Source organism: Sphingobium sp. TA15, assembly GCF_037101235.1.
Classification (GTDB): domain Bacteria; phylum Pseudomonadota; class Alphaproteobacteria; order Sphingomonadales; family Sphingomonadaceae; genus Sphingobium; species Sphingobium indicum.
Genome location: NZ_AP025355.1, coordinates 2976034 through 2994260 on the forward strand (window position 1 = coordinate 2976034; position 18227 = coordinate 2994260).

The 18227-nt window shown below is 66.2% G+C and carries 17 protein-coding genes; 6 read left to right on the forward strand and 11 right to left on the reverse strand.

Translation table 11 applies throughout. The features are described from left to right. Positions 1–95 precede the first annotated feature (95 nt). From aroC to Sj15T_RS14670, 4 genes are all read right to left on the reverse strand, one after another. On the reverse strand, positions 96–1172 hold the full coding sequence (aroC, locus tag Sj15T_RS14655) for a chorismate synthase (RefSeq protein ID WP_013038819.1): 1077 nt from the start codon (positions 1170–1172) through the stop codon (positions 96–98). An 89-nt stretch (positions 1173–1261) separates the two neighbouring features. Continuing rightward, positions 1262–2068: an enoyl-ACP reductase FabI gene (fabI, locus tag Sj15T_RS14660; RefSeq protein ID WP_041385610.1), complete on the reverse strand. Its 807-nt coding sequence runs from the start codon at positions 2066–2068 to the stop codon at positions 1262–1264. Then, a complete protein-coding gene (locus Sj15T_RS14665; RefSeq protein WP_013038821.1) occupies positions 2065–3036 on the reverse strand; it encodes a YihY/virulence factor BrkB family protein in 972 nt (323 codons plus the stop codon). Before Sj15T_RS14665 ends, fabI begins: the two co-directional genes overlap by 4 nt. 14 nt (positions 3037–3050) lie before the next feature. Continuing rightward, positions 3051–3986 (reverse strand): J domain-containing protein, encoded by a 936-nt coding sequence (locus Sj15T_RS14670; RefSeq protein WP_020820258.1) that lies wholly within the window; start codon positions 3984–3986, stop codon positions 3051–3053. Between the two features lie 123 nt (positions 3987–4109). Here Sj15T_RS14670 and pdxH point away from each other — a divergent pair, with 123 nt between their 5' ends. Together pdxH and Sj15T_RS14680 are read left to right on the forward strand one after the other, a co-directional pair. Further along, positions 4110–4685, forward strand: a complete 576-nt coding sequence (pdxH, locus tag Sj15T_RS14675; RefSeq protein ID WP_013038823.1) for a pyridoxamine 5'-phosphate oxidase — start codon at positions 4110–4112, stop codon at positions 4683–4685. Positions 4686–4860: 175 nt separating this feature from the next. Continuing rightward, positions 4861–6192, forward strand: coding sequence for a dicarboxylate/amino acid:cation symporter (locus tag Sj15T_RS14680; protein ID WP_007683112.1), 1332 nt, complete (start codon positions 4861–4863; stop codon positions 6190–6192). Between the two features lie 216 nt (positions 6193–6408). On the opposite strand, the gene Sj15T_RS14685 is transcribed toward Sj15T_RS14680, so the two are convergent. From Sj15T_RS14685 to Sj15T_RS14695, 3 genes are all read right to left on the reverse strand, one after another. Continuing rightward, a complete protein-coding gene (locus Sj15T_RS14685) occupies positions 6409–6975 on the reverse strand; it encodes an NADPH-dependent FMN reductase (protein WP_013038824.1) in 567 nt (188 codons plus the stop codon). 317 nt (positions 6976–7292) lie between these two features. Continuing rightward, positions 7293–7475, reverse strand: coding sequence for a hypothetical protein (locus Sj15T_RS14690; RefSeq protein ID WP_007685461.1), 183 nt, complete (start codon positions 7473–7475; stop codon positions 7293–7295). Between the two features lie 5 nt (positions 7476–7480). Then, positions 7481–8770 (reverse strand): adenylosuccinate synthase, encoded by a 1290-nt coding sequence (locus tag Sj15T_RS14695; protein WP_007685463.1) that lies wholly within the window; start codon positions 8768–8770, stop codon positions 7481–7483. Between the two features lie 184 nt (positions 8771–8954). Here Sj15T_RS14695 and Sj15T_RS14700 point away from each other — a divergent pair, with 184 nt between their 5' ends. After that, on the forward strand, positions 8955–9386 hold the full coding sequence (locus Sj15T_RS14700) for a DUF5990 family protein (RefSeq protein ID WP_013038825.1): 432 nt from the start codon (positions 8955–8957) through the stop codon (positions 9384–9386). A gap of 7 nt (positions 9387–9393) precedes the next feature. Here the strand turns inward: Sj15T_RS14700 and Sj15T_RS14705 are convergent, their stop codons facing one another. The 3 genes from Sj15T_RS14705 to Sj15T_RS14715 all read right to left on the reverse strand — a co-directional run bounded on the left by Sj15T_RS14705 (position 9394) and on the right by Sj15T_RS14715 (position 13441). Beyond that, positions 9394–10524, reverse strand: a complete 1131-nt coding sequence (locus tag Sj15T_RS14705; RefSeq protein WP_013038826.1) for an ATP phosphoribosyltransferase regulatory subunit — start codon at positions 10522–10524, stop codon at positions 9394–9396. A gap of 61 nt (positions 10525–10585) precedes the next feature. Beyond that, on the reverse strand, positions 10586–12166 hold the full coding sequence (gene serA / locus Sj15T_RS14710) for a phosphoglycerate dehydrogenase (RefSeq protein ID WP_007685466.1): 1581 nt from the start codon (positions 12164–12166) through the stop codon (positions 10586–10588). A 111-nt stretch (positions 12167–12277) separates the two neighbouring features. Next, complete coding sequence (locus Sj15T_RS14715; RefSeq protein WP_013038827.1) at positions 12278–13441, reverse strand: phosphoserine transaminase; 1164 nt, start codon at positions 13439–13441, stop codon at positions 12278–12280. A 161-nt stretch (positions 13442–13602) separates the two neighbouring features. On the opposite strand from Sj15T_RS14715, the gene Sj15T_RS14720 reads away from it, so the two are divergent. The 3 genes from Sj15T_RS14720 to Sj15T_RS14730 all read left to right on the forward strand — a co-directional run bounded on the left by Sj15T_RS14720 (position 13603) and on the right by Sj15T_RS14730 (position 16690). Further along, positions 13603–14292 (forward strand): extensin family protein, encoded by a 690-nt coding sequence (locus Sj15T_RS14720; RefSeq protein WP_013038828.1) that lies wholly within the window; start codon positions 13603–13605, stop codon positions 14290–14292. Between the two features lie 76 nt (positions 14293–14368). Then, entirely contained in the window at positions 14369–15247 is an 879-nt protein-coding gene (locus tag Sj15T_RS14725; RefSeq protein WP_007685472.1) for an LOG family protein, read from the forward strand. Positions 15248–15736: 489 nt separating this feature from the next. After that, entirely contained in the window at positions 15737–16690 is a 954-nt protein-coding gene (locus tag Sj15T_RS14730) for a phytoene/squalene synthase family protein (RefSeq protein ID WP_013038830.1), read from the forward strand. A gap of 103 nt (positions 16691–16793) precedes the next feature. Here Sj15T_RS14730 and Sj15T_RS14735 read toward each other — a convergent pair whose 3' ends face one another. Next, positions 16794–18218, reverse strand: a complete 1425-nt coding sequence (locus Sj15T_RS14735; RefSeq protein WP_013038831.1) for an ammonium transporter — start codon at positions 18216–18218, stop codon at positions 16794–16796. Positions 18219–18227 lie beyond the last annotated feature (9 nt).

Consider the following 18227-nt stretch of genomic DNA (forward strand, 5'->3'; position numbering starts at 1 on the left):
TTCGTGCTCCTGGGGAAGGCATTTGAGCCTCGCGAGAACCGGACCTGACGGCAGGACTGGACTCCTGCCTTCGCAGGAGCAGGGCACGGCCTGGATCAGCCCTCGCCGCACTGGGCGCGGTGGAGCAGTTTCTGGTCCGCCAGCACCAGCGCCATCATCGCTTCGACCACCGGCACGCCGCGAATGCCGACGCAGGGGTCGTGGCGGCCCTTGGTCACGATGTCCGACGCCTCGCCCTCGCGGGTGACGGTTTCGACCGGGATCAGGATCGAACTGGTCGGCTTGAAGGCGATGCGGACCTTGACGGGCTGCCCGGTGGAGATGCCCCCCGCAATGCCGCCCGCATGGTTGGCGAGGAAGACGGGGTTGCCTTCATTACCGGGCCGCATCGGATCGGCATTCTGCTCGCCGCGCAGGCGGGCGGCGGCGAAACCGTCCCCGATCTCCACGCCCTTGACCGCGTTGATGCTCATCATCGCGGCGGCCAGTTCGCTGTCGAGCTTGGCATAGAGGGGCGCGCCCCAACCGGCCGGAACGCCGCTGGCGATGCATTCCACCACCGCGCCGAGCGAGGAACCGTCCTTGCGGGCGTCGTCCACCAGCTTCTCCCAGCGCTTCGCCGCCTGCCGATCGGGGCAGAAGAAGGGGTTGTTGTCGATCTCGCTCGCGTCGAAACGGGCAGGGTCGATGGCGTCGCCGCCGATTTCGGTCACATAGGCGAAGATGTCGACATCGGGAATGACCAGCCGCGCCACTGCGCCCGCCGCCACGCGGCTGGCGGTCTCCCGCGCCGAGGATCGCCCGCCGCCGCGATAGTCGCGGAAGCCATATTTGGCGTCATAGGCATAGTCGGCATGGCCGGGGCGATAGGCCTTGGCGACCTCGCTGTAATCCTTCGACCGCTGGTCGGTATTTTCGATCATCAGGCTGATCGGAGTGCCGGTGGTGCGCCCTTCGAACACGCCCGACAGGATGCGGACCTCATCGGCTTCGCGGCGCCGGGTGGTGAATTTCGAGGTGCCGGGCTTGCGCTTGTCCAGGAAAGGCTGGATGTCGGCTTCGGTCAGGGGCAGGCCCGGAGGACAGCCGTCGACCATCGCGCCGATGGCGGGACCGTGGGACTCGCCCCAGGTCGAGAAGCGGAATACGCGGCCGAAGGTGTTGAAGCTCATATCTGCCTTTCGTGGGTGAGGTGGTTCGCCCTCACCCTCCCACCGCTTCGCGGCGGGCCCCTCCCTCTCCCGGTGGGAGAGGGGTTTTGTTACTTGTCCAATGCGATGTCCGGCGCGTCTTCGGCCTTCATGCCGATGACATTGTAGCCCGCGTCGACATGATGGACTTCGCCGGTCACGCCCGACGCCAGGTCGGAGAGGAGATAGAGGCCGGCGCCGCCCACATCCTCTATCGTCACGTTGCGGCGGAGCGGGCTGTTCAGTTCGTTCCACTTCATGATGTAGCGGAAATCGCCGATGCCGCTGGCCGCCAGCGTCTTGATCGGCCCGGCGGAGATGGCGTTGACGCGGATATTTTCCGGACCCAGGTCCATCGCCAGATATTTGACGCTGGTTTCCAGCGCCGCCTTGGCCACGCCCATGACGTTATAATGGGGGATCACCTTTTCCGCGCCATAATAGCTGAGCGTCAGCAGGCTGCCGCCCTCCGGCATCAGCGCTCGCGCCCGCTTGGCGACGGCGACGAAGCTGTAGGCGGAGATATTCATCGTCAGCAGGAAATTTTCCAGGCTGGTGTCGACATAGAGGCCGCGCAGCTCATTCTTGTCGGAAAAGCCGATGGCGTGGACCACGAAGTCCAGCCTGCCCCATTTCGCCTCGATCTCGGCAAAGGCGGCGTCCAGCTTTTCCATGTCCGACACGTCGCAGTCGATCAGGAAATCGGACCCCAGCTCCTCCGCCAGCGGCCTCACCCGCTTGGCCAGCGCCTCGCCCTGATAGGAGAAGGCGAGTTCCGCGCCCTGCGCATGCAGCGCCTTCGATATGCCCCAGGCGAGCGACTTGTCGTTCGCCAGCCCCATGATCAGACCGCGTTTTCCCGCCATCAAGCCTGTCATACCGTCGTCCCATTCCCTTTATCGACCTGCGCGGCGGCCGCGGCCTCCTCTTCCGGGAACTCCGCCAGCGCCGCATTCAATTCCGCGCCAATTACCACGCCAAGCCCGACAAGAAAGAAGAAAATGAGCGTGATCATCACCCCGGCCAGGCTGCCATAGGTCATGTCATAGCCGCCGAGCATGGAAAGCGTGACCGGCAGCAGCAGGGTGACGCCATACCACCAGAGCGCCGTGGCGATGGCGCCGGGCCATTTCGGGAAGCGCGGATCCTTGTACAGGCTGGGGGTCAGGGAAACGTAGAGATAATAAAGCGCGACGCACAGGATCGCCATGGGCGCCAGCTTCGTCAGGCTGACAATCTGTATCGCCTGGTCGGCAAAGGGCAGGATCTGGTGCAGGAACTGGTCGATGCCGGTGATGATCACCTGCATGGAGAAGGCGAACATCACCGCGAACACGCTGACCAGCGTGATGCCGATGGCGGTCAGGCGATAGTGCCAGAAGGGGCGCGTGCTCCTGGTCCCATAGGCGCGGCGCAATATGTCGCGGATCGTCTCTATGAGGCTGCCGACGGTCCACAGCCCCACCAGCCCGCCCAGCCAGAGCAGCGGCCCCGTGCGGGCGTTCAGCACGTCGACGATGGGCTGGCGCACCACCTCCGCGACGCCGGGCGGCACCGTTTCCAGAAAGGCGCCGACCGCCGCCAGCCCGTCCTGCGACCGACCGAAGATGCTGGCCACCGCCGCCGCCACGATGAAGAAGGGGAACAGCGTCATCAGCGAGAGATAGGCAAGGTTCCCGGCATGGATGAAGCCGTCATTATAGGTGCCGACCGCCACCCGCTTCGCGATTTCGAACGCGTGGCTGCCGGGCCGCACGCGGGCGATCTGGCGGTGGAACTTGGTGCGGGCTTCTTCAGCGATATGCTTGCGGCGGGATTCCGGCGACAGGGGGGATGGATGCGGCATTCCCCCCTAACCCCTCATACGCCCAGATGGGTCCGCACGGCGCGGCTGTCCCGCCAGCCTTCCACCAGCGCCTTGATCGCCGGATCGTCGGCGGGCACGTCGATCAGCAGGGTGACGAGCTGGTCGCCCCGCTGCCCGTTCCTGCCGGTGAAGCCCTTGCCGCGCAGCCGCAGCGTCTTGCCGGAGGAGGCGCCCGCCGGCACGCCCAGCATCACCGGGCCGTCGACCGTCGGCACCTTGACCTTCGCCCCCTTTACCGCCTCGTCCAGGGTGATGGGCAGGTCCAGCAGCACATTGTCGCCGTCGCGGGTGAAGAAGGGGTGCGGCTTCACCTCTATGGTGACGATGGCGTCGCCCGCGCCGCCGGGGCCCTGCTGGCCCTTGCCGGAAAGGCGCATCTGCGTGCCCGTCTCGACCCCCGCGGGCAGTTTCAGGTCGATGGTCTTGCCGTCCTGGAGCGTGATCCGCTGGGGCGCGAGGGTCGCGGCGTCGACGAACTGGACGGCGAGGCGATAGGTGACGTTCGCGCCCTTCTGCGGCGGCGCGCCCCGGCCGAAACCGCCAAAGCCTCCGCCCGCTCCCCCACGCCGGCCCGCGCCGCCGAAAAGCCCTTCGAATATGTCGCCGAAATCGGCGCCGCCATCCTGGAACTCGAACCCGCCGCCCTGCCCCGGACGGCCGCGAAAGCCCCCCGCCCCGCCGCCGCCGAAGCCGAAGGGCGCGGTCGGATTGCCCTCGCCGTCTATTTCGCCCCGGTCGAAGCGGGCGCGCTTGTCCTTGTCCGACAGCAGGTCATAGGCGCCGGTGACGGCGGAAAATTTCTCCGCCGCCTTCGGATTGTCCTTGTTCCGGTCGGGATGCAGTTCCTTGGCGAGCTTCCGATAGGCCGATTTGATCTCTGCCTCGCTCGCGCCGCGCGCGACGCCCAGGGTGGAGTAGGGATCAGCCATTGCCGTCAACATATCCTTTGCATCAAAAAGCCGTTTGCGTCCTATGTGGCGAAAGGCGCGGGATCGTTCAAGCGTGGGAAAGCCGTATCGACATGGCTTTGTGAGGGGCGTACAGCACCGCGCATGACCGATCCCTTCCTGCTGTTCGACGCCTGGTATGCCGAGGCGCGCGAAACCGAGATCAACGACAGCAACGCCATGGCGCTGGCCACCGCCGACGCGCGCGGGCGGCCGTCGCTGCGCATGGTGCTGCTGAAGGGGCATGGGCCGGACGGCTTTGTCTTCTACACCAATTTCGAGGGGCGCAAGGCGCAGGAACTGCACGCCAATCCGCATGCGGCGCTGCTGTTCCACTGGAAGTCGCTGCGGCGGCAGGTCCGGATCGAAGGGCCGGTCGGGCCGGTGGACGACGCCACCGCCGACGCCTATTTCGCGACGCGCAGCCGCGACAGCCAGTTGGGCGCCTGGGCGTCGGACCAGTCGCGCCCGCTGGAATCGCGCAACCTGTTCATGGCGCGATATGAGGAGGTCAGCCTGCGCTTCGAGGGCGGGCCGGTGCCGCGTCCGCCGCACTGGTCGGGATTTCGCGTCGCGCCGGAGCGCATCGAATTCTGGCAGGACCGCGAACATCGCCTGCATGAGCGACGCCTGTTCGAACGGACGGGCGGGGGCTGGCGCGAAGGGCTGCTTTACCCCTGAGTTCGTCTATTTCCAGCGCCGGACGGGGCGCGGAATATGATTCCTCATTCGTCTAACCGGGATGACGGCATTCACGCGCCTTCGATTGCGGGCGCTGCGGGTGGCTGTTAGGTGTAGCCACCATTTGGGACAGACCATGAATGCGGTGCGCCCGCGCGCCGGTTAAAGGAACGAGATGCGAAATCGACTGACGGCGTTCATCCTGACGGGAATGGTTCTGGGGGTGATCGTGGGCTTTGCCACCAATATCTGGGTGGGTGGCGACAAGGCGCTGGCCAAGGATGTGGCGGGCTATTACCATCTGCTGGCGGACATCTTCCTGCACCTGATCAAGATGATCATCGCGCCGCTGGTCTTCTCCACGCTGGTGGCGGGCATCGCGCATATGGGCGACAGCGCGGCGCTGGGCCGGATCGGCGGGCGCGCCCTCGCCTGGTTCATCATCGCCAGCCTGATCTCGCTGACGCTCGGCCTCATCTTCGTCAATTTCTTCGCGCCGGGCGAAGGGCTGAACCTGGTCCGCTCGGGCGCGGATTCGGGGGTGAATACCGAAGCGCTCAATTTCCGCGACTTCATCCTGCACGTCTTCCCCACCTCCATGGTCGGGGCAATGGCGGAAAATTCGATCCTCCAGATCGTCGTCTTCTCCCTGTTCGTGGGCATCGCGCTGACCGCCATCGGCGAAAGGGGCAAGCCCATCGTCACCGTGATCGAGGCGATGGTCGAACTGATGCTGCAAGTGACGGGCTATGTCATGCGCGTCGCGCCCTTCGCCGTCTTCGGCGCGCTGGCGTCGGTCGTGACGACCGAAGGGCTGGGCGTGCTCAAGACCTTCGGCGAGTTGGTGGGCGAATTCTATCTGTCGCTGATCGCGCTCTGGGTGCTGCTGTTCGCGGCGGGATCGATCTTCCTGGGCAGGCGGATGGTGAAGCTGATCCGCTATGTGCGCGAGCCGATATTGATCGCCTTCTCGACCGCGTCGTCGGAGGCCGCCTATCCCAAGATGCTGGAGCAACTCGACCGTTTCGGCGTGCCGCGGCGCATCTACAGCTTCGTGCTGCCCCTGGGCTACAGCTTCAATCTGGACGGGTCGATGATGTATTCGACCTTCGCCACCATCTTCATCGCCCAGGCCTATGGCATCGACCTGCCGATCGCGACGCAGATCACCATATTGCTGGTGTTGATGGTGACCAGCAAGGGCATCGCCGCCGTGCCCCGCGCATCGCTGGTGGTGGTGGCCGCGACGCTGGGCCAGTTCGACCTGCCGGTGGAGGGCGTGGCCTTCATCCTGGCGGTCGACCATTTCATGGACATGGGCCGCACCGCGACCAACGTGCTGGGCAACGCCATCGCCACATCCGTCATCACCAAATGGGAAGGCATGCTGGAGGTCGAGGAGCCGGAATATGTGCCCCATCCCAAGGCGCCCGCACATACCCCCTCCCACGGCCGCGCCGGGCTGGAACTGGCGTCGGACATGGTGGAGGAAGAGAAGCGGGGTTGAGGCGGGTGGGACGTCGTGGTGCCGTTATGCTGAACATGGGCGTGAGCCGGCATTAGATCCTCCCTGCGCGAAGCGTGGGGAGGGGACCATGCGAAGCGAATGGTGGAAGGGGAAATTCGGAGGTCGTGCCCCATTCCCCTCCACCAGCCTGCGGCTGGTCCCCCTCCCCATCTCTCGATGGGGAGGATTTGGATGGGTCGGCTTGTTACCCCCTCGCTAAACCTTCTTCACCGCCTCGCCCCAATAGACCAGGCTCCGCGCGAAGCTGGCGAAGCCGCGTTCCAGCGCCGCGCCGCTTTCTCCGTGAGGACGGGCTTCGGCATCCAGCGTGTCGCCGATCTGGCCGACGCTCAGGCGCTCCGGCATCACCGTCATGCCCATGGCATTCAGCGTCACCGTCCAGGCGGCATGGCTGTTCACCCCGGCATAACGGCCCATGGAATAGCTGGCGATGCCCGCCGGGCGGCGGTCGAATTCCTTGAGATAGTGATCGACGAGATTCTTGAGGCCCGGCTGCATGCCCCGATTATATTCGCCCGCGACGAAGACGAAGGCGTCGGCGGCGGTCAGGCGTTCGGATAGAGCCGTCATGGCGGCGGGGGCTTCGCCCGCGGGATAGTCGCTGTAGCGCAGATCCAGCATGGGCAGCCCTATGGCCTGGGCATCTATGAGTTCGGCTTTGTGGCCCAGGGCCTGGAAACCCTTGATCAGATATTCCGCCAGACGGATGCCGAGGCGGCCCCGGCGATAGGAACCGTAAAGAACGAGGATGTCGAGCGACATGGGAGACTCCCTTCAGGGGTTGAGGGGAGTGTCGCACCGGCGATCGATGGCGTCCAGCGTCTTGCGGTATGTCAGTTTATCGAACTGGCGGCGTGGGCAAATTCAAGACCCACAGGGCTGAGGGACTTGGGTGGGGAGCGGCCATTTAGCCCCTCCCCTTCAGGGGAGGGGTTGGGGTGGGGGTGTGCCTTTACAGGCATGGCTTTCCTTTGGGGCGCGCCCCCACGCCTCAGTCCCCTCCCCTGAAGGGGAGGGGAAGCATTGACGTCCGCTATTGGCCGCTCCCCAACATTCCAAATTGTCCACGCGGCCTAAAATCAGCGCAACTTCGCGATGTTCAGCCCGTCCTGCTTGGCGCGGGCCTTCACCGATTCCTCGCTGCGGGTCAGCGCCTTGGCGATCGCTTTCAGCGCCATGCCCTTCTTCGCCAGCGTGTGGAGCTTCTGCAACTCGTCCGCCGTCCAGGGCTGCTTGTGCCGCTCGAAACGATCGCCCGCCATGCCGGTCAATCCGCGAAAGGATCACGCACGAGGATGGTGTCCTCGCGCTCAGGGCTGGTGGAAACGAGCGTGACCGGGCAGCCGATCAGTTCCTCGATCCGGCGGATATATTTGATCGCCTGCGCCGGGAGTTCCGCCCAACTGCGGGCGCCCGCCGTCGTGTCCTGCCAGCCTTCGATGCTTTCATAGACCGGCTCCGCCTTCGCCTGGTCCTGCGCATGGGCGGGGAGATAGTCGAAGTGCCGGTCGCCGATCCTGTAGCCGACGCAGATCTTCAACTCGTCGAACCCGTCCAGCACGTCCAGCTTGGTGAGGGCGATGCCGGTGACGCCCGACACCGCGACCGACTGGCGCACCAGCACGGCGTCGAACCAGCCGCAGCGGCGCTTGCGGCCGGTGACGGTGCCGAATTCATGGCCCCGCTCGCCCAGCCGCTGGCCGACGTCATTCTCCTGCTCGGTCGGGAAGGGGCCGGAGCCGACGCGGGTGGTGTAGGCCTTGACGATGCCGAGCACGAAGCCCGCGCCATTGGGGCCGAGGCCGGTGCCGCTCGCCGCCGTGCCCGCCACCGTGTTGGAGGAGGTGACGAAGGGATAGGTGCCGTGGTCGATGTCGAGCAATGTGCCCTGCGCGCCCTCGAACAGGATGCGCTTGCCCTCCGCCTTCGCCTTGTTGAGCGTCAGCCAGACTGGCTTGACGAAGGGCAGGATGAAGCCGGCGATGTCGCGCAGTTCGGCCATCAGCGCGTCGCGATCGATGGGCGCTTCGTTGAACCCGGCGCGCAGCGCGTCATGATGCGCGGTCAGCCGGTCTAGCTGCGGGCCGAGGTCGTCCAGATGGGCCAGGTCGCAGACGCGGATGGCGCGGCGGCCGACCTTGTCCTCATAGGCCGGGCCGATGCCGCGGCGAGTGGTGCCGATCTTGCCCGCGCCCGAAGCGTCTTCGCGCAAGCCGTCGAGGTCGCGGTGGAAGGGCAGGATCAGCGGGCAGGTTTCCGCGATCTGGAGGTTGTCGGGCGTGATCTCCACCCCCTGCCCCTTCAGCTTCGCCACCTCGTCGCGGAAGTGCCAGGGGTCCAGCACCACGCCGTTGCCGATCACCGACAGCGTGCCGCGCACGATGCCGGAGGGGAGCAGCGAGAGCTTGTAGACCTTCTCCCCCACGACCAGCGTGTGACCGGCATTATGGCCGCCCTGGAAGCGGGCGACGACGTCGGCGCGCTCCGACAGCCAGTCGACGATCTTGCCCTTGCCCTCGTCGCCCCATTGGGCGCCGATCACGGTCACATTTGCCACAGATACAGTCCTCCGCCCGCCGCGCGGACCGGCCATGCCCTTCGACGGGACTCGGCATGCCGGTGGGATAAGCGGGCGCGTCGCCCAGTTGCGGGGGCGCGTTAGCCGGGCATGGCGGGCGCGTCAAGGCGGACGAGGCGGTCGCGGCCTTTCCCGCCGCCTGTTCCGACGCTACAGGAAAGCCATGGCGAAAGCGGATCAGATCGAAGTCGGATTGCGGATCATCATCGAGCAGCCGGTCATCGGCGTGCTGCACAGCCTTCAGGCCAAGGATGACCGGCCGCTCGATCCGAAAGCGTCCGGCACCGGCGAGCCATTGTCGTTCGACCTGCCGATCCGCATCGCGCCGGGGCCCAGATTTTTCGGCGATCAGGTCCGCCGCGAAGGGCCGGTGCGGCGCTTCATCTATATTCGGATCGGCCAGTTGGCCGGCGATCCGCCGTCGCCATGGTCGCGCCGGATGAAGATCGACATTCACGATCTGGACGAAGACCTGCTGACGCGGGCCATCGAAGGACGGGGTATCATCGAAATCGTCGTGAACGGCACGGGCAAGGACGGAACGCCCGCCTGCGCCACCGTGCCGCCGGTCTGCCGCCGCCTCAGCGAAAGTTGAGACCCGGTCAGTAAGGGCGCGGTTCCGTGCCATCCAGCCAGTGCGAGCAGCGCAGCGCCTCGCCATTTTCCTGCGGGGTCAGCGCGGCGACCGTCTGCCAGCCTTCCGCCCGCAACTGGGCGGCGCGGGCGGCGTCATGGTGCAGGGGCAGGAACAGCCGCCTGGGCGCCTCGCCGCCGAAGCCCGCGTCGATCAGCGGATCGGGATAGAGGGAGAAGCCCATGGCCGGTTCCTCCGACCCGTCGGCGCGGATGATCGCATAGCTGCCGCCCCGGCCGATCTCCCCGGTGAAGCCTTCCGCGAAGATCGAGAAGCCGAACCAGTTTTGATATTCGAAGCCGTGCCGCTCGGTCGGATCGAGCGTCAGGCTGATGTCCCAGCCGATCGGCTTGGCGATGGCGCGCAGGCCCGCGATCCGGCTGTCGATGGCGCCGCCGAGATCGGCGTTCAGCGCCTCCAGCCTTTCCATCGCCGCGTGGAAGGGGCCGGTGCCCTCGATCAGCGGCAGATAGGCGGCGGCCGCCGGGCTGATCGCGGCGAGCGCGCCCGCATCCTTGGCGTCGAGTTCAGCGCGGACGGCCTCTATCTCTTCCGGCGCGAGCGGCAGCGGCCCGGCGGCGAGCGCGTCGATCAGGTCCGGCAGGGTGAAGTCGATGGTGATGCCGGTGACGCCCGCCGCCTGCAACGCCTCTATGGCGACGTTCACGATCTCCACGGCGGCGGCGACGCTGTCGCTGCCGATGAGTTCAGCGCCGATCTGGAACCGCTCCCGCTCCGGACGGAGCTGATTGGCGCGCAGGCGGATGACGGGACCGGCATAGGACAGGCGCAGCGGGCGGGGCGCGGCGGCCAGGCGGGTGGCGGCGATGCGGCCGACCTGCGCAGTCATGTCCGGGCGCAGGGCCAGGCTGCGCTGCGACACCGGGTCGATGGCGCGGACGAGATCCTGCGCCTTCATCGATTTGAGGCGGCTGACCAGCGTGTCCTCGAACTCCGCGATGGGCGGCATGACGCGTTCATAGCCGTGGCTCGCCACGGTATCGAGCACGCGGCGCGCAAGCCAGGCGGAAGCCTCCGCCAGCGGCGGCAGACGGTCGGAAAGTCCTTCAGGCAGGAGGCCGGATGGAATCGTGGTCATGGGCTGGCCTTTAGCGGATTATGCGCGCAAGGCCAGCCCGAACCATATCAGGCCCGAACCATCAGGCGAAGCGGAGGAGCTTCACGGTCTTCACGCCTGCGAGCTTGCAGATGTCGCTGAGGACCGCTTCGTTCACCGCGCCGTCGAGCGAGAGGAGCAGCACCGCTTCCCCGCCCTGGTTGCGGCGGCCGAGGTGGAAGGTGCCGATATTGACCTGCGCCTCGCCCAGCGTCGAACCCAGGCGGCCGATGAAGCCCGGCGCGTCCTGGTTGACGATGTACAGCATGTCCCCGGCCAGATCGGCCTCCACCTTGATGCCGAACAGTTCGACCAGGCGCGGCTGGGCATTGCCGAACAGCGTGCCCGCGACCGACTTGTCGCCGCTTTCGGTCTTCACGGTCACGCGGACGAGGGTCTGATAGTCGCCCTCGCGGTCATGGCGGACCTCGCGGACATCAAGGCCCCGTTCCTTCGCCAGGAAGGGCGCATTGACCATGTTCACCGTGTCGGAATAGACGCGCATCAGGCCCGCCAGCACCGCCGCCGTGATCGGCTTCTGGTTGAGTTCGGCGGCATGGCCCTCCACCTCGACCGAAACGCTCTGGATGCGGTCGCCCTCAAGCTGGCCGACCAGGCTGCCCAGTTCCTCCGCCAGCGCCATATAGGGCTTGAGCTTCGGCGCTTCCTCGGCGGACAGCGACGGCACGTTGAGGGCATTGGTGATGCCGCCATCGAGCAGATAGTCGCTAAGCTGTTCCGCGACCTGGAGCGCGACATTGACCTGCGCTTCGTCGGTCGATGCGCCCAGATGCGGGGTGCAGATGAAGTTGGGGGTGCCGAACAGCGGCGATTCCTTCGCCGGTTCCTGCACGAACACGTCGAGCGCGGCGCCCGCCACATGGCCCGAATCCAGCGCTTCCTTGAGCGCGGCTTCGTCGATCAGGCCGCCGCGGGCGCAGTTGATGATGCGCACGCCCTTCTTCGTCTTGGCGAGATTTTCCTTGGAGAGGATGTTGCGGGTCTGGTCGGTCAGCGGCGTGTGCAGCGTGATGAAGTCCGCCTTCGCCAGCAGCGTGTCCAGATCGGCCTTCTCCACGCCCATTTCGACGGCGCGTTCCGGGGTCAGGAAGGGATCGAAGGCGACCACCTTCATCTTGAGGCCGAGCGCGCGGCTGGCGACGATGGAGCCGATATTGCCCGCGCCGATCAGGCCCAGCGTCTTGCCGGTGACTTCCACGCCCATGAAGCCGTTTTTGGGCCACAGGCCCTGCTGCGTCTGGGCGTTGGCTTCGGGCAACTGGCGGGCCAGCGCGAACATCAGCGCGATGGCATGTTCGGCGGTGGTGATCGAGTTGCCGAAGGGGGTGTTCATCACGATCACGCCCTTGGCCGAGGCCGCCGGGATGTCGACATTGTCGACGCCGATGCCGGCGCGGCCGATGACCTTCAAATTGGTGGCGTGGTCGAGAATGTCCTTCGTCACCTTGGTCGAGCTGCGGATGGCGAGGCCGTCATACTGGCCGATGATCGCCTTGAGTTCTTCCGGAGTCTTGCCGGTGATTTCGTCGACTTCGACGCCGCGTTCGCGAAAGATCGCGGCGGCGCGGGGGTCCATTTTGTCGGAAATAAGGACTTTGGGCATGGGATGAATTCCTTATGTCAGTACTCCTGCGAAGGCAGGAGCCCAGGGTTCGAGGGCGGGACTTAGCCGCCCTGGGCTCCTGCTTTCGCAGGAGCACGGCGTGGGATGAGGTTAAGCGGCAGCCTTGGTCTGGGCATAGGCCCAGTCGAGCCAAGGCCCCAGCGCTTCGATGTCGGCGGTCTCAACCGTCGCGCCGCACCAGATGCGCAGGCCCGCCGGGGCGTCGCGATAGCCCGCGACGTCATAGGCGGCGCCTTCCTTCTCCAGCAGGGCGGCGAAGCTCTTGATGAAGGCTTCGTCCGCGCCCTCGACCTTCAGGCAGACGCTGGTGGTCGAGCGGCTCGCGGGATCGGCGGCGAGATGGCCCAGCCAGTCCCGTTCCTCGACAATCTTGTTCAGCGCCGCCGCATTGGCGTTGCTGCGCGCGATCAGGCCGGAGAGGCCGCCCAGCGACTTGCCCCATTCCAGCGCGAAGATCGCGTCCTCGACCGCCAGCATGGAGGGGGTGTTGATCGTCTCGCCCTTGAACACGCCCTCGGCCAGCTTGCCCTTCGCCATCAGGCGGAAGACCTTGGGCAGCGGCCAGGCGGGGGTGTGGGTTTCCAGGCGTTCCACGGCGCGGGGGCCGAGGATCAGCACGCCATGGCCGCCTTCGCCGCCCAGCACCTTCTGCCAGGAGAAGGTGGCGACATCGATCTTGGTCCAGTCGATCTCATAGGCGAACACCGCGCTGGTGGCGTCGGCGAAGGTCAGCCCTTCGCGTGTCGAGGGAATCCAGTCGGCATTGGGCACGCGCACGCCCGACGTGGTGCCGTTCCAGGTGAACAGCACGTCATGGGCGAAGTTCACACCGTTCAGGTCGGGCAACTGGCCATAGTCGGCGCGGATGATCGTGGGGTCGAGCTTCAACTGCTTGGCGGCGTCCGTCACCCAGCCTTCGCCGAAGCTTTCCCAGGCCAGGGTCGTCACCGGGCGGGCGCCCAGCATGGTCCACATCGCCATTTCGAAGGCGCCGGTGTCGGAACCGGGGACGATGCCGATGCGATGGGTGTCGGGCAGGTTCAGCAGTTCGCGCATCAGGTCGATGCAATAGGCGAGGCGGGTCTTGCCGATCTTGGCGCGGTGCGAGCGGCCGAGGGATTCAGCGCTCAGCTTGTCGGCGCTCCAGCCCGGAGGCTTGGCGCAGGGACCGGAAGAGAAATAGGGGCGAGCCGGCTTGGTTGCGGGCTTGGCGGCAGGCGCAATGGTGGCGTCTGCGGCGGTCGTATCAGTCATGTTATGCTTCTCCTTGCAGAGAGCACGCGCGGCGTTGGGACCGCGTGGCCCGTCGGCCGCCCTAAAGTTTCCGGCCAAAGAGTCAAGCCGAATGTCTGCATGCGATGAAACGAGTCGGCCGTTAACCCTTGGGCCAGCCGGACGTGGTAAATCATGCCGTCATGATCGAGCGGGTTTGGGGGAATGCGATCCTTCGCGGCACGGGTCTTGCGGCCCTGACGGCGGCCGTGCTGGCGGGCTGCGGCGGCGACCTGGTGCCGCGCGGGCGCGTGGAGCGACCCGCCAAGCCGGTCCGGACCGCCCGCCCCGCCGCGCCGCCGCCGATGGAACTTCGCCAGTGCATGGCGAAGCTGACGTCCCAGTCGGTCCTCTTCACCCCCCTGCCCGACCAGAATTTCGGCGGCGGATGCAGCGCGACGGGCAGCGTCAAGCTGATCGACATCGGCGTGCCCGCGACCAATCTGGGCGCGATGACATGCGGCCTGGCCGCCAATTTCGCGGCCTGGGCGCGCTATGGCGTGCAGCCCGCCGCCCGGCTGATCCTGGGGGCAGAGGTCGAGCGGATCGAAACCTTCGGCACCTATAATTGCCGGCCCATCGCGGGCAGCGGCAAATTGTCCGAACATGCGCACAGCAATGCGGTCGACGTGTCCGCCTTCGTGCTGAGCGACGGGCGGCGCATCAGCATCCAGAACGACTGGAACGGCGACCGGCGGGTCCGGCAGTTTCTGGAGATCATCCACGCCAGCGCCTGCAAGCGGTTCCGCACCGTGCTCAGCCCCGATTACAACGCCGCGCATCACGACCATTTCCATTTCGACATGGGCGGCCGCGGCGGCTTTTGCCGCTGAGCGCCAACAAATACTTTGGGGGATTTTGCCGCTAGACGCCTTGGCTTTGTCACGCGGGCGTCCTACCTTTCCGGAAATGACTAGAAAAGAAATCGAAGAACGCAAATTCCGCCCCGCCAGCCAGGAAGCAGCCGACGCCCGGCTGAGGACGGAAACCCCCCAGACCAGCAGCGCCGCCTACCGACTGGCCTTCCAGGACACGGAATTCCTGCTGCGGGAGGATCTGCGGCCGGTGCGGTTCCAGTTGGAACTGCTGAAACCCCAATTGCTGATGGACGAGGCGAAGATCGAGTCCACCTTCGTCTTCTACGGTTCGGCGCGGATTCCCGAACCGGAGCAGGTGCAGGCGCGGATCGACGCCGCGACCACGCCGGAACAGAAGCGCATCGCCGAAAATCTGGGCAGGAAGGCGCGCTATTATGAGGAAGCGCGCAAGCTGGCGCGGATTTCAGCGCAATATCCGGTGAATGAGGCGGGATGCCGCCATTTCGTCGTCTGTTCGGGCGGCGGCCCATCGATCATGGAGGCGGCCAATCGCGGCGCGGCGGATGTCGGCCAGACCACCATCGGCATGAACATCGTCCTGCCGCATGAACAATCGCCCAACCGCTTCGTCACGCCGGAACTGAGCTTCCAGTTCCACTATTTCGCGCTGCGCAAGATGCATTTCCTGCTGCGCGCGCGGGCGCTGGCGGTGTTTCCGGGCGGGTTCGGCACGTTCGACGAGATGTTCGAACTGCTGACGCTGATCCAGACCGGCAAGATGAAGCCGATCCCGGTGCTGCTGTTCGGGCGGGAATTCTGGACGCGGGTGGTGGATTTCGAGGCGCTGGCGGACGAAGGCGTAATCTCTCCGTCCGACCTCAACCTGCTGACCTGGGTGGAGACCGCCGAGGATGCGTGGGAGGCGGTGCAGAGATTCTATGAGGATTCGGAAGCGCCGGGGTGCGGGTAATTTATCCTCGCCCCTTTAGCGCCAAGCTTGCCCCCCTCTTTCGCCTGACTGATCGATTTGGGTGGGGAGCGGACCTACCCCATTCCTCCCCATCGAAAGATGGGGAGGGGGACCGCGCGAAGCGTGGTGGAGGGGAATGGGGCACGACCTGCGTATTTCCCCCTCCACCACTCGCTTCGCGAGCGGTCCCCCTCCCCACGCTTCGCGTAGGGAGGAATTAACGTCGGCTATTGGCCATCCCAAGACATTCCCCTCCCGTAAACGGGAGGGGTTAGGGGTGGGCGCGACCCCGGACTTGATCCGGGGGAGCTTCTGGCTTGGCCCGTTGCAAAACAACGCGGATGTTGCGCCAGCCCACCCCCTAACCCCCTCCCGCTTGCGGGAGGGGGAACGTCCGCTTCCCACCCACGCCGTCCGCCGTCTCTCGACTTCGCTCGAAACAAGCCGAGGTCAGGTGACTTTCGCCACCACACACGGCATGTCCTGATAATGCCCTCAGAATTTCCAGACCGCCTAACCCTCATCGCCCAGGCCCGCGAGAACATCGCCCGCGGCTCCAAATCCTTCGCGCTTGCGTCCAAACTTTTCGACCGCCCAACCCGCGAACGCGCATGGCTGCTCTACGCCTGGTGCCGCAAATGCGACGACATAGCGGACGGCCAGGACCATGGCGGCACGATGCGCGGCGTCGCGGACGGCCAGGCGCGGCTTTCCACCATCCGCGTCCTCACCGATGCAGCGCTCCAGGGCGAACCCACCGGCGACCCGGCCTTCGACGGCTTCGGCCTCGTCATGCGGGAATGCGCGATTCCGGAGCGCTACGCCCATGACCTGATCGAAGGCTTCGCCCTCGACGCCCGCGAATGGCGGCCCCGCAGCGAGGCGGACATGCTGCGCTATTGCTATCATGTCGCGGGCGCGGTCGGCTGCATGATGGCGATCCTGATGGGCGTCGACCCCGGCGATGAAGCCACGCTCGACCGCGCCTGCGACCTCGGCCTCGCCTTCCAGCTCGCCAATATCGCCCGCGACATCAGCGAGGATGAGGCCGCCGGCCGCTGCTACCTGCCGGAGGAATGGCTGGTCGAAATGGACGTGCCCCCCGGCGAGCATATGAAGCCCTGGGTCCGCCCGCGCCTCGCCATCCTCGCCCGCCGCCTGGCCGACAGGGCCGCCGGCTATGAGGAAAGCGCCCGCCACGGCACCGGCGCCCTGCCGCCCCGATCCGCCTGGGCGGTGCTGGCGGCGGCGGGCATCTATGGCGGCATCGCCCGCGAAGTCGCCCGCCGGGGCGAGCACGCCTGGGACCGCCGCGTCGTCACGCCGAAGGGCGACAAGCTGGGCTGGGTTCTCCGCGCCGGCCTCCAGGTGCCGGGCCGCGCCCGCCGCTGGCCCGCCGCGCAGGCGCGTCCGGCCTCCCTGTGGACCCGCCCCCTAAGCTGACAGGCAAAAAAAGGGACCGATACTTGCGTATCGGTCCCGAGGCATGTTCGCAGGAGGAACAAGGTGAGGCGGGCGGGCCGTTGATCGGCCCGCCCTGCCAATCTCAGTAGTTGTAGGCGCGCTCGCCGTGGCTGGAGAGGTCGAGACCTTCCATTTCGGCTTCCTTGCTCGGACGCAGACCCATCGTCTTGTCGATGATGAAGTAGAGGATCGCGCTGCCGATGCCGGAGAAGAGCAGGGTGAAGACCACCGCCTTGACCTGGATCCAGACCTGGCCCGGGATGCTGTAGGCTTCCGGATGGAAAGCCGCCGGGAAGACGGTGTAGTCGAACACGCCCTGGCCGCCCAGCGAGGGAGCCGCGACGATGCCGGTGCTGATGGCGCCGACGATGCCGCCGATGCAGTGCACGCCGAACACGTCCAGGCTGTCGTCATAGCCGACCTTGCCCTTCACGAACGCCACGAAGATGTAGCAGATCGGCGAGACGATGAAGCCGAGCGCGATGGAGGTCATCGGCGCCGCGAAGCCCGCGGCCGGGGTGATCGCGACCAGCCCCGCCACCGCGCCGGTGACGGCGCCCAGCAGCGAAGCCTTGCCATGGTGGACCTGCTCGACCAGCGACCAGCTCACCGCCGCCGCGCAGGTGGCGACCATGGTGTTGATGAAGGCGACGCCGGTGACGGCATTGGCTTCCAGGTTGGACCCGGCGTTGAAGCCGAACCAGCCGACCCACAGCAGGCTGGCGCCGATCATGGTCATGGTCAGCGAGTGCGGCGGCATGGGTTCCTTGGGGAAGCCGACGCGCTTGCCGACCATGATCGCGCCCACCAGACCGGCGATACCGGCGTTGATGTGCACCACGGTGCCGCCCGCGAAGTCGAGCGCGCCCCAGCCCCAGAGCAGGCCGTAGTCGGTCGGAGCGTCAACCAGGAAGTCCGGGCCGGCCCAATACCAGACCATGTGCGCCATCGGGAAGTAGATGAAGGTCAGCCACAGCACGACGAACACGATCAGCGAAGAGAATTTCACGCGCTCCGCGAAGGCGCCGACGATCAGCGCCGGGGTGATCATGGCGAAGGTCATCTGGAAGACCACGAACACGAATTCGGGCAGATAGACGTTGTTGCTGAACGTCGCGCCATAGGTCGTGCCGTCGACCCCCATCAGGAAGGCCTTGGAAAGCCCGCCGAAGAAGTGGTTGTCGCCGCCGCTGGTGAAGGCGATCGAATAGCCCCAGCAGCACCAGACCAGGCCCGCGACGGAAACGATCATGAACACCTGCATCAGGATGCTCAGCATGTTCTTGGTGCGGACCAGGCCGCCGTAGAACAGGGCCAGGCCCGGAACCGACATCATCAGCACCAATGCGGCGGAAACCAGCATCCAGGCGACGTCGCCCTTGTTGACCATGCCGGCCATGGCGGCGGCGTCTGGCGCCTTGATCGGCGCGGCCAGCGCCGGTGCGGCTGCGAGCAGGGACAGGCCGACCGCCCCCATCACGCCGCAAAGCTTCTTGGAAAAGGACATTAATTCCCC